This window comes from Acinetobacter sp. GRABPA_MV_2, assembly GCF_056725885.1.
Map to the genome: position 1 here is coordinate 350,362 of NZ_JBWZNA010000002.1, position 11,189 is coordinate 361,550.

The window sequence follows — 11,189 nt, forward strand, 5'->3', positions numbered from 1 at the left end:
ATATATTTCTCAAGAGATAAATAAAAATTTGGGAGATTTGATCATGAATGCTTATCTACATCGTGGTGAAGATCGAGGACATGTAAAAGCGGGTTGGTTAGAGTCTTATCACAGCTTTTCATTTGGTAGCTGGTATGACCCTAAATATATGGGTGTAAGCGCGCTACGTGTAATTAATGACGACCAGATTGATGCGCATAATGGTTTTGGTACGCATTCCCATGACAACATGGAAATCTTAACTTGTGTACTTGATGGTGCAATTTCACATCGCGACACTATGGGAAATGAAGGCCAGATTAAAGCGGGTGAATGGCAACTCATGAGTGCCGGCACAGGTGTTGCCCACAGTGAGATCAACAACACTGATACGCCTGTACATTTACTACAAATCTGGATTATTCCTGATGAAAGAGATGCAGCGCCAAATTACCAGCAAATTAATCTTGATCCGCGTAAAGATCCAAACAAATGGCATTTAATTGCAGGCCCTGATGCAAATGCACCAATGCATATTCGCCAAAATGCAGAAGTAAAATCTGCCGTGTTGGAAAAAGGACATGAGTTAAGTGTTGATACGGTTAAAAAAGTGAACTATGTACACGTGATTTCAGGCGTAGTTCGTATCGGCGATCAAGAAGTTAAAGCAGGCGATGCTTTAGTTTTTGAAGATAAAGCGACAATTCACGCAACTGAAGACAGTCAATTTATCTGGTTCGATTTACCTTAAATCATCAAAAGCCCTTTGCATAAAAGGGCTTTTTTAATCTCCCCCGCCACCGCCGCCATCACATCCTCCTGAATCTGAAGACGACGATGAACAGTCATTTGAGTAACTAGAGCTATGATAAGTCGGACTATTATCATGAAAATGATGTGTTGAAGAAGTTGAATGATCATGCTCGCTAGATGGTGAATAATTTTTTAGATTTCTAAGCAGAGCAATTAAACAGATCAGTCCAATACTGGAAAAAATTGCAATAAATATAACAATAAATAACTTCAAATAATGACCTCCTAGATCAAGCGGTAGAGATGCTTGTTGCGTTCCTCTTTACTTATTTAAATCAGTCATACTTAATAAACAAGTTGTTTTTTGATAGATAAGATTAAACTTTTAAGTTTCCTTTACATACAAATAGGCACTCGCTCTAGATATACCCAAATGTTGTGCAACCGTCTCCACAGCCTTTTTAATGTCTAATAAGCCATTATTCTTTAACTCATGTATTAATTGTTTTCTCTCGTTAAGTTTTAACATACGCGGTGTAGTTGCATGTTTTGATGCAAATTGATCGATATATCTTCGAATTGCTTCAGTACCATTCGGCTCTAAATTCTCAATAATGTTATCAGTTTCAATTTTAGTAAAATGCTCTAAAGCGCTTTGCATTCCTCTAAATAGGGTTAAATCAATATTCATGCATAAAGCGGCCACATACTGACCCTCTTCATCTTTAATACCAATAGAAGTACTTTTTGCAGGACGTCCATCCGCAAACTGGTTTGCATAGTTTGAAATAAGGTTTGGAAATTCTGGAGACATGATTCTAGCAAGCCCTAACTCAGTTGCTGGATCTCCAATTTTTCGACCAGATAAATTATTGTGTATTGAGAGTATCGCATGCTCAGGATTTGTTAAATCATGGACTACAACTTCGCAAAACGGAGATAGTGTTTCACTTAGCCCCTTCGCAATAGTATCTAGTTGAGTGAGTAAATGTTTATCACGATTGCCCAATTTATTTCCTCCTCATGACTTAGTTACTATTTCAAACCCTAACGTAAAGTATGCCAATAGTAATTTAGACTTTTTATCTAATTTTAAACTTAATTTAAATCATAATCTTATATTCCACTGTTATCAAATTAGAAAATAAAATTAGACATTTTATCTAAGTGTATATATTTTATCTAAACAAGATAAATATTTTGTGTATTCATTAAGCAATACGAAATCTTGCATCCGAAAACATTGAATAGAATTAGGTTTAATTATGAAAGATTTAACCCTTCCAACTTATGAAGATGTCGCAGCCGCTGCTGAACGTATAAAAGGCTTAGTAAATAAAACTCCTGTTTTAACTTCACGTACTGTTAATGATGAATTTGAAGCAGAAGTATTCTTTAAATGTGAAAATTTTCAGCGTGTTGGTGCTTTCAAATTTCGTGGTGCAATGAATGCACTTTTACAATTTAATGAGGCTCAAAAAAAAGCTGGTGTGGTTGCTTTCTCTTCAGGAAATCATGCACAAGCGATTGCGCTTTCTTCAAAAATTCTTGGCATTCCAGCAACTATCATCATGCCCCAAGATGCTCCTGCAGCAAAAATGGCAGCGACAAGTGAATACGGCGGGAAGATTATTGAATTTGACCGTTATACAGAAGATCGGGAGCAAATTGGTAAAGAGATTGCCGAAAAAAATGGTCTGACATTAATTCCATCTTATGACCATCCACATGTAATTGCAGGTCAAGGAACAGCTGCAAAAGAGTTATTTGAAGAAGTAGGTGACCTCGACTACTTATTTGTATGTTTAGGTGGTGGCGGTTTATTGGCGGGCTCTGCACTTTCTGCTCGTCAACTCTCTCCTAACTGTAAAATATATGGCGTTGAACCTGCTCTTGGAAATGATGGACAAATGTCATTTAGAAAAGGAGAAATTGTTCATATTGATACACCGCAAACAATTGCCGATGGTGCTCAAACTCAATACCTAGGCAAATTAACTTTTCCTATTATTCAAAAGAATGTAGATGACATTTTGACTGTAAAAGATGAAGAACTTATTTGCTCTATGAAGTTCTTTGCTGAGAGAATGAAAATGGTTGTCGAACCAACAGGATGTCTAGGATTTGCTGCTGCCCGTAACTTAAAACATGAGTTAAAAGGCAAACGTATAGGCATCATTATTAGTGGTGGGAATGTCGATATTTCTAAATACGCAGAGTTTTTATCAGCTTAATAAAAGTCTTAAGTCTATCTATGATTGGTTTAAAGTCTCATAGATAGACATTAAATCTCAATCTTCTGCTAAAACAATTTCATTTTTTAAACGTGTATTAATCTTGAAGAAAAATTTTGGCAAAAGACGCTATATATTGCTCAGCTTTGATTTCGTAATTTTGAAACCCCGAATCAAATATCCATCTTTCAATCTCAGATTTTTTGACTAAATTTTGCAAATGAAGCTGATGATGTCGGTCTAATTCTTCTTTTAAACTTCTTAACATGAGTTCATTTAAATTAGAGGGAGGATTAAGACCTGTATCTAAAATACTAGGTGCAAATGCCACACTTTTTAGCTCGAGTTGATGAGCTGTTTTCACAGCAGTTTTTATCGCAGTCCCTATTTTTTCTACAGTAAAATCTTCCGGTCTACCCATTCCTATTAGCAAAACTTTAGATGCTTGTATGGTGGATGGCGTTTGATTTATTAAAAGAGCATCATTCAATTGCGCGCTGAACCAGTTATTTTCCCGTATTTCATTCAGTCTTCCATTTAGAGCTTCATCTAAATGTGCCAAGCCACCCGAAAAAGAACGGTTATTCATTTCATGTTCAAAGATACAAGCACAGGAAAGTTCAACCTCGGCCGTGGTGCAATCCCAAGTCACGAGTTCAATGTCTAGATTTTGATAATGTCCAATTTTAGTTTGCTTCAAATCTGTGCTCATATTTTTTCTCTTCTCGATTTACCAGCCATACTTAAGTTCAAGACCTAGATAATTTGAGTCTTTGCCTCCTGCTCGCTTAATCGTATCACCAACTTCAAAGTGAACCGCTTCGGCAGCCACAGAAAGATTAGAATTTATCTTTTGATCTGCTCTTAGTTGAATATATGCTCCTGTCCAGCTTGAGCCTTGTCCTGCGGTGTTTGCCATGCTGTTATTACCTTGGAAATAAACCGCATCATTGGTAGTTTCACGCCATTGAAAACCTAGGGCACTTAACAGGGTGAGTTTATCGGAAGGTTTAAGTGTCAGAGATGGTTTTATGTGAATAATATTGCTGTAACCACTATAACCCGCCAAAGTAAAGTATGAGCCGTTGGCAAAGAGCTGGTTAAATGTATTGAGCTCATTATCGTTGGGATCTTTATCGCCTGTAGCGATATCAAACTGGACGCCTAAACGAGGAGACCAAGGCCGCTCAGCAAAGGTGTACCCCGTAATGCTACTGAGTCCCCATGCCTGAATAGATTGCTCTCCAATCCGTCCATGTTGAAGCATCCCTTCAATATCCCAATCAATATTATTCTTTTTGCCCATATGACGAACATCATATAAGTCTCTAACCTCATTGCCTGTAACACTTGGGAAAGATGCATTATCACGCTCATATCGCGAGTAATAACCAGATAACTCACCGCCCCACACATTTTGTTTGTCTGCCCGAAAACCGCTAAAACTTAAATTACGTTTCGAGTGGTCGTTAAAAGTCGAATCTTTTTCAATCTGAACAGGTCTGGTGAGGTAGCCTAAAATCCTCCAATCGCCATATTCATAACCCGACCAAATACCATCAAAGGCTTGCCTAACATTCGGTCCTTCTCGATTCGAAATAAAGCGCTGTAAGTCAAAAGCCATCTCTTGACGGCCTACTCTAAACTTAAAAGTTCCATTATTGAATGGACTCACCCACGCAATGAAGGCTTGCTCTACATCGAGTCTATTCTGATCGGTACTACTAATATTCTTTTTATCAAATGCACGTGCATCACTGAGCTGAGTAAATAATTGTAAATGATCGCCAATACGAGCATCGGCATGAACTTGTAATCTTTGAATTAAATAGCGATCAGCTTGATTATTTCCACTGCCAAATCTCGCATTATTATTGACTTCAAAACGCTCACGAATATTTGCCCCCAATGACAAATAATTATTATTGCCAAAAGGAATATATTTAAAGTCATCGCCTATTTTCTTTGGTACACACGGATTTTTTAAAACATCCCAATTTTCTTGCCAACGATTCGTTGAGATTTTTGGACGAGCTGGGCAGGCATTTGTATTTGAAACTTCTTGTTCCGCATGAGCAAACTCATAGAGAAATAGGCTACCCGTTAGCAATGCACTCATTTTAATGATTTTAAGATAAGTTTCTGAGCATCTAATTCGAGATTTTCTATCATTAAAAATATGCTGGGCCATATTGTTATCCACGGTAATAATCGGTCATTGCAGAGACTTGGTCTTTTACACTCACATTGCCCCTAAGCAATATGAGCGTTGTTATATCAATCATTAAGTGCATAAATTATTTTAGGGCCGCATGAATTTCGGCAATATAACCACCTGGGAACTGTACCATCGCTGCTTCACGGCCATCTGACTTATAGGCATTCACCAAGACTGTCGCACCCGCTTTTGTCGCTTTATCTAAAGTTTCAGCTAGATTTTTAACTTCATAACCCGTCATATCATGCCCATATGGATATGGAAGATGACCATCGGTGACCAACACTGTCATTTTGCCGAAATCAGACTCAACGCGAATACGTCTATACGTTTCATTTGGACGTCCAATCTCTACACCAGCCGCCTTTGGATTATCTGAAACCACTTTACCATACGAGAAATTGACGAACTTTTTAACGAAAGAATCTGCACTTTGTTTTGAAATATAAATACGATTTTCTGGAACCGTTTCTAACTTGTTATAGCTAGGTTTAGTGGTGTGCCAATACAGCTGCATATTCACACCACCCGGCCACTGGATAACCGCATCACGCCCGATTGGGTCTGGAAATGCATCAACAATCACATCTGCACCGTTTGCCTTTGCTGACTGTACGGCCGCGTCCATATCTTTAACTAAATAGCCTGTTCGTTCCAAGCCAAAAGGATGTGGAATTGGAGTTTTAAAACCAAATACAGACAGTGTTCCTACTGGAGTCAATACAAGCTGGGAAATGGTCTGGCTTGGTGTTGGGGTCACCTGAAAAACACCCTGTTTAGATTTGGTGCCACCAAAAGTTGCCACCAAGCTATCAGTAAATTTATCGAAATCTTCAGGGTTAACATATACATGCGTTGTATCGTATTGAGGGGCTACGCCGGGTGCTTCACTTTTGACACTTGTTGTTGTTTTGGCGAAAACTTGAGGAACAATGGCAACATTTGTGCCTACTAACATTGTGCTTAGAAGCAAGGCTGATAATGATTTACGCATAAAAGACTCCTATTCGAATTAGATGCTTGAACTTATTGTTAGTTTGATTGTTGATTAGAAAGAATGGTGACCATAACCAGACCAGCGATGAGGCCAAGATGTTCGAAGAAACTATTAAACGTACTAAAAAATGCTGGCCCTGTATGATTCCAAAAATCGTTAGCGACAAGCATCGCTATTGCTGTTAAACAACCTAAAGCTCCAGCCCCTAGCCAGACAAAACGATTAAAAATAACAAGCAGCGAACCAACAATTTCAATAAAAATAGCTGTAGCAGCCCAGAGCCAAGCAGGTTGCAAACCAAAACTTGCCTGCTCCTCAACAGCCATGTGAAATCCGATTAATTTATTAATTCCACCGACTAAGTAAGCTGAAACTAAGGCAACTCGTAACAGTGGAAGTAAGCCATAAATTGATAAAATCTTTTTTACCCAGACTGGATTATTATTAATCAAGTAACTCATTTATGTACCTCATTGATATTCCATATTTCTGATATTTTAAAACCATCCAATCCAGTATTAATAAAAATTATCTATTTAACATAAAAACCAATATTCAAATTATCTCTCAAACATTAGATAAAATATTTTTAATCTTAAAGCAATCATTTATATATTTTTATTAATCACCAGATAAATCAAAACCAAAGATGATATATATAAAATCAAAAATAAACGTAAACTACTAGATACCTATTTAAATACAAACTGTATCCCCAAAAGATACAATGATTGATTAAGTAAAAAATCATAATATAGTTTAGCGACTCGCCAACTTAGCCTTTCAAAAATTAATGGATAAACTAGACTGTATTCATACTTTCATTAGCGTCGTTGAAAGTGGAAATTTCAGTAATGCCTCTAGAAATTTAGGTATTACTCGAGATCAAGTGTCTAAAAGAATTTTTTACTTAGAAAGTCTATTTAGTACATCGTTATTTATACGTAATACCAGAAAGATGGACCTGACTCGTTCAGGGGAAAAGTTTTATCAGCGTTGTAAAGTCATTGTTAAAGAATTAGACTTAGCTGCTAATGACTTCATATATGATCAAAAATATCCTGAGGGCATATTAAAAATTAGCGCCCCTCATGTTTTTATTCAAACATGCTTTTCAGATATTATTTCTAATTTTTTAATTCAATATCCGCACATAGAAATTGATCTACTATTTTCAGAAAACTCAGTAGATATCAATGAACATAAATTTGATATTATTTTAAAAGTTGAAGAAGAAATTACAGACGTAAATACTTTCACTCTAAACCGCTATAAAAGAAACTTCTATGCGACTCCTGCATTTTTAAAAAAATATGGAAAGCCTAAAAGTATAGAAGAATTAAGAAAACATAATATATACTTATATTCAAGATCAGACCTACAAAATAAAATTATTAACTCAGCTCCTCAGTTAATCTGTAATAATATAGAAATCCTTTTGGAGCTATGTAAGAAAAACAAAGGTATTTTATTTATTCCCGATTTCTTAGCAAAAAAATATGAAGATGATGGCGTTATTATTAATTGCTCACAAGACATCTTTTCACTAGAACTTCATTTTTATGCAACCACCCCTTATGGCTCAAAAATTCCAAAAAAGGTTCAGCTTTTCTTAGACTCATTGACGCAACATTTTCAAACTTAGAGCGTTTTGAGTCATACAAAGCTATCTCACCCTAGATAGCTTTTTTCTTATAAGTATATAAAAAAGCTATAGTAATGATTAACATCAGTTAAACAGTTATTGTTATATACTCAACTGCTCGTGATGGCATCTATCTACTACCCATGAGCCATTCTGAAAAATTCGAAGCTATCGTGCAGGATGTATTCACCAAGCAAGGTTAAGCTTATTCTTTCAAGCAGAAGCCACATTATTCGAATTGACCAATTATATCTTTGATGGCTGATATGCCGACTTAAAAAGAGAATGTTCATGATACAAGAAAAAGAAAATTCACTGGACTCGCCAGTTGAAGCTGTAAGTTTTTGGCGTGCATTCCTATTTTGGCTCAAATTAGGATTTATCAGCTTTGGGGGCCCAGCAGGACAAATCGCTGTTATGCATCAAGAACTGGTTGAACAAAAGCGCTGGATTTCAGAAAAACGTTTTTTACATGCACTTAACTATTGCATGCTCTTGCCCGGACCGGAAGCACAGCAGTTAGCCACTTATATTGGCTGGCTTATGCACCGTACTGCTGGAGGTATAGTTGCGGGTGTTTTATTTGTTCTTCCCTCGCTATTTATCTTAATCGGACTCTCATGGATCTACGTGAAATTCGGTGATATTCCAGTTATTGCTGGCCTGTTTTATGGAATTAAACCTGCTGTAGTCGCTATTGTTTTTCATGCAACGTATAGAATTGGCAGTCGATCACTCAAGAATAAATTTTTGTGGTTAATTGCTGCTATCGCTTTCCTTGCCATCTTTGTTTTAAATCTACCCTTTCCACTTATTGTTTTGGCAGCAGGACTCACGGGTTATTTTACAAGTAAGAAGTATCCTGAATTATTTTCTAACAATGCTGGACACAACAAAAGCCAAAATGATTATGGTGTTGCTTTAATTGATGACGACACTCCAACGCCTGAACATGCAAAGTTCAGATGGTCACATTTCACTAAAATTCTGATGATCGCAGCGCTGCTGTGGTTTATTCCCGTGCTTGGGCTCAGCCTTTATTTCGGTTGGGATCATTCATATACCCAAATGGCATGGTTCTTTACGAAAGCAGCTTTACTTACCTTTGGGGGTGCATATGCAGTACTGCCCTATGTCTATCAAGGTGCTGTGAACTATTATGGATGGTTAAGTCCAACACAAATGATTGATGGTTTAGCACTTGGTGAAAGTACACCAGGCCCGTTAATTATGGTGGTTGCTTTTGTCGGTTTTCTTGGTGGTTTTAACCATGCCTTATTAGGTTCAGAACACTTATTCTTAGCGGGTGCAATCGGCGCGACTATTGTTACTTGGTTTACCTTTTTATTCTCATTTGTTTTTATTTTGGCAGGTGCACCTGTCATCGAATCAACACATAACGAGCTTAAGTTTACTGCGCCATTAACTGCAATTACTGCTGCCGTAGTTGGTGTGATTTTAAATTTGGCACTGTTCTTTAGTTATCATGTTTTATGGCCACAGGGCTTTAACCATCCTTTTAACTATGAGGCAGCATTCATTGCAATTGCGGCATTCATTGCCTTATTCCACTTTGAAGTAAAAGTGATGTATGTCATTTTAGCGGCGGCTATTTGCGGTCTATTTTTATACATTGCGATATAAAGAATTTCTGATGTGCATAAGAAAAGAGTACGCATTTCGCTTATTCTTTTTTTATGTTGCTGCTTTAGCAGTTTCTTCCCCAAAACAACTCTAACACCATATCTCTTTCAGCCAGACTTTTTGAGCTTAAAGTCTGTAGCATCAATCCATCTATCAAGTTTAAAACCATATTGGCACTGGGTTTTAGTGCGTTGGTTTCCAAACTCAATACCAGATCAAAGAGTTCTCGAAGCAGCCATTTGCGATATTCAACTGCCATGCCATAGACTCTTGGATAAAGCTGTTTTATTTCAAAGAAGGCTTTAATAAAATATGGATAAATAGTGACTAAGTTATTTTTAAAGTGGAATTTATAAAGGTAGGAAGTTTTTGGAGTATAAGATTTTTTTTGAAGTAGAAATCCATTAGTAAATTTATAGGATCCTATTTGTAACTATATAAGTGCATGTTTAACAAATAAAAGAACAATAATAATACAAGCCATGAGACAACAAATATTCCTACTATCTTTACTTTAGCTTTATATCAATATCTATTTTCTCACTTTAATTTAAGAAATAACTAAATTTAAGAGGTTACAGCCTTATGTACTAAGGCTTTAAGAATGTAACCTTTAAAAAAAGTAAAAAGGTTACAGATTCTTGAAGTTACACATGGATCCTATATAAACAACTATTTAATTCAATTATTAAAAATCACCTTCTCTCACTGAAGATGGATGTCTATTTAAAGGGATCACTTCAATTTTCATGTAAGGATAAAGTGGTAAACCTTGTAATAAATTATGTAACTCTTCATTGCTTTCAACATCAAAAATACTAATGTTTGCATATTGCCCTGTTATTCTCCATAAATGACGACATTTACCTTGTCTTTGAATTTCTTGAGAATAAGCACGTTCTCTTGCTTTAATATCTTCAATTTCCTGCTCAGTTAAATGGCTAGGTAAAATCACATCTTTTCGTACGTAAAATAGCATTAGTTCTTTCCTTTTAAATAACACGTTCAATAATCAAAGCAATGCCTTGGCCCACACCAATACACATTGAACACAAGGCATAACGACCACCTGTTTGTTCAAGCTGGTTTAGGGCTGTAGTCACGAGGCGTGCACCTGATGCACCAAGTGGATGGCCTATAGCAATTGCACCACCATTTGGATTTACCTTGTCAGAATCATCTGGCAAACCTAAATCACGGGTCACGGCCAAAGCTTGTGCAGCAAACGCTTCATTGAGCTCAATCACATCCATCTGCTCTAAAGTCAGATTGGCTTGTTTTAGTAATTTTTTAATCGCTGGTGCCGGAGCAAAACCCATAATACGCGGTTCTACACCCACTGCTGTTGAAGCAATGATCTTGGCACGTGGTTTTAGATTGTAAGCTTGAACTGCATCATCAGAAGCAATCAGTAGAGCTGCTGCACCATCGTTGATGCCTGAAGCATTCCCCGCAGTAACTGTGCCATCTGCTTTAACCACAGGTTTAAGTTTGCTTAAACCTTCAAGTGTGGTCGATGCACGTGGATGCTCATCGGTATCAATCACAACAGCATCGCCCTTACGCTGAGGGATTTCAACTGCCACGATTTCTTTAGAAAAAAAGCCTTTGGCTTGCGCGCTTGCGGTGCGTTGTTGGCTCACCAAGGCAAACTGGTCCTGATCTGCACGATTGACGTTAAACTGTTCAGCAACGTTTTCGGCAGTCTGGGGCATGGTA

General features: G+C 37.1%; 12 protein-coding genes and 1 pseudogene. 4 read left to right on the plus strand and 9 right to left on the minus strand.

The window, feature by feature from the left end; genetic code table 11:
• The first annotated feature begins 43 nt into the window (after positions 1–43).
• Complete coding sequence (locus ACXM0J_RS03580) at positions 44–730, plus strand: pirin family protein (RefSeq protein ID WP_086265794.1); 687 nt, start codon at positions 44–46, stop codon at positions 728–730.
• A 33-nt stretch (positions 731–763) separates the two neighbouring features.
• On the opposite strand, the gene ACXM0J_RS03585 is transcribed toward ACXM0J_RS03580, so the two are convergent.
• Together ACXM0J_RS03585 and ACXM0J_RS03590 are read right to left on the minus strand one after the other, a co-directional pair.
• On the minus strand, positions 764–1,006 hold the full coding sequence (locus ACXM0J_RS03585; RefSeq protein ID WP_086265793.1) for a hypothetical protein: 243 nt from the start codon (positions 1,004–1,006) through the stop codon (positions 764–766).
• A gap of 111 nt (positions 1,007–1,117) precedes the next feature.
• Positions 1,118–1,741, minus strand: a complete 624-nt coding sequence (locus ACXM0J_RS03590; RefSeq protein ID WP_046812566.1) for a helix-turn-helix transcriptional regulator — start codon at positions 1,739–1,741, stop codon at positions 1,118–1,120.
• A gap of 256 nt (positions 1,742–1,997) precedes the next feature.
• On the opposite strand from ACXM0J_RS03590, the gene ACXM0J_RS03595 reads away from it, so the two are divergent.
• A complete protein-coding gene (locus ACXM0J_RS03595; RefSeq protein WP_086265792.1) occupies positions 1,998–2,966 on the plus strand; it encodes a threo-3-hydroxy-L-aspartate ammonia-lyase in 969 nt (322 codons plus the stop codon).
• A 97-nt stretch (positions 2,967–3,063) separates the two neighbouring features.
• Here ACXM0J_RS03595 and ACXM0J_RS03600 read toward each other — a convergent pair whose 3' ends face one another.
• The 4 genes from ACXM0J_RS03600 to ACXM0J_RS03615 all read right to left on the minus strand — a co-directional run bounded on the left by ACXM0J_RS03600 (position 3,064) and on the right by ACXM0J_RS03615 (position 6,642).
• Positions 3,064–3,678 (minus strand): M17 family peptidase N-terminal domain-containing protein, encoded by a 615-nt coding sequence (locus ACXM0J_RS03600; protein WP_086265791.1) that lies wholly within the window; start codon positions 3,676–3,678, stop codon positions 3,064–3,066.
• Between the two features lie 18 nt (positions 3,679–3,696).
• Entirely contained in the window at positions 3,697–5,157 is a 1,461-nt protein-coding gene (locus ACXM0J_RS03605) for an alginate export family protein (protein ID WP_086265790.1), read from the minus strand.
• 106 nt (positions 5,158–5,263) lie between these two features.
• Positions 5,264–6,178 (minus strand): glyoxalase, encoded by a 915-nt coding sequence (locus tag ACXM0J_RS03610; RefSeq protein ID WP_086265789.1) that lies wholly within the window; start codon positions 6,176–6,178, stop codon positions 5,264–5,266.
• A 38-nt stretch (positions 6,179–6,216) separates the two neighbouring features.
• The gene (locus ACXM0J_RS03615; protein ID WP_086265788.1) at positions 6,217–6,642 is read right to left on the minus strand and encodes a DoxX family protein; all 426 of its coding nucleotides are present in this window, start codon (positions 6,640–6,642) and stop codon (positions 6,217–6,219) included.
• Positions 6,643–6,974: 332 nt separating this feature from the next.
• On the opposite strand from ACXM0J_RS03615, the gene ACXM0J_RS03620 reads away from it, so the two are divergent.
• Positions 6,975–7,826 carry a LysR family transcriptional regulator gene (locus ACXM0J_RS03620; protein WP_086265787.1) on the plus strand — a complete coding sequence of 284 codons (852 nt, stop codon included), beginning with the start codon at positions 6,975–6,977 and terminating at the stop codon, positions 7,824–7,826.
• Between the two features lie 291 nt (positions 7,827–8,117).
• Entirely contained in the window at positions 8,118–9,470 is a 1,353-nt protein-coding gene (chrA, locus tag ACXM0J_RS03625; protein WP_086265786.1) for a chromate efflux transporter, read from the plus strand.
• A gap of 64 nt (positions 9,471–9,534) precedes the next feature.
• Here chrA and ACXM0J_RS03630 read toward each other — a convergent pair.
• The 3 genes and pseudogenes from ACXM0J_RS03630 to ACXM0J_RS03640 form a co-directional block, all read right to left on the minus strand.
• A pseudogene (locus ACXM0J_RS03630) lies at positions 9,535–9,774 on the minus strand (TetR/AcrR family transcriptional regulator); the annotation flags it as partial.
• A 384-nt stretch (positions 9,775–10,158) separates the two neighbouring features.
• Entirely contained in the window at positions 10,159–10,449 is a 291-nt protein-coding gene (gene catC, locus ACXM0J_RS03635; RefSeq protein ID WP_086265785.1) for a muconolactone Delta-isomerase, read from the minus strand.
• 13 nt (positions 10,450–10,462) lie between these two features.
• A partial coding sequence (locus ACXM0J_RS03640) for an acetyl-CoA C-acyltransferase (RefSeq protein ID WP_304457408.1) occupies positions 10,463–11,189 on the minus strand: 727 nt, incomplete at its 5' end.

Excerpts from the sequence above, each read along its gene's own strand:
- ACXM0J_RS03580 (WP_086265794.1), top strand. The coding sequence starts at position 44 with ATGAATGCTTATCTACATCGTGGTGAAGATCGAGGACATGTAAAAGCG.
- ACXM0J_RS03595 (WP_086265792.1), top strand. The coding sequence starts at position 1,998 with ATGAAAGATTTAACCCTTCCAACTTATGAAGATGTCGCAGCCGCTGCT.
- ACXM0J_RS03600 (WP_086265791.1), bottom strand. The coding sequence starts at position 3,678 with ATGAGCACAGATTTGAAGCAAACTAAAATTGGACATTATCAAAATCTA.
- ACXM0J_RS03605 (WP_086265790.1), bottom strand. The coding sequence starts at position 5,157 with ATGGCCCAGCATATTTTTAATGATAGAAAATCTCGAATTAGATGCTCA.
- ACXM0J_RS03610 (WP_086265789.1), bottom strand. The coding sequence starts at position 6,178 with ATGCGTAAATCATTATCAGCCTTGCTTCTAAGCACAATGTTAGTAGGC.
- ACXM0J_RS03615 (WP_086265788.1), bottom strand. The coding sequence starts at position 6,642 with ATGAGTTACTTGATTAATAATAATCCAGTCTGGGTAAAAAAGATTTTA.
- ACXM0J_RS03620 (WP_086265787.1), top strand. The coding sequence starts at position 6,975 with ATGGATAAACTAGACTGTATTCATACTTTCATTAGCGTCGTTGAAAGT.
- chrA (WP_086265786.1), top strand. The coding sequence starts at position 8,118 with ATGATACAAGAAAAAGAAAATTCACTGGACTCGCCAGTTGAAGCTGTA.
- catC (WP_086265785.1), bottom strand. The coding sequence starts at position 10,449 with ATGCTATTTTACGTACGAAAAGATGTGATTTTACCTAGCCATTTAACT.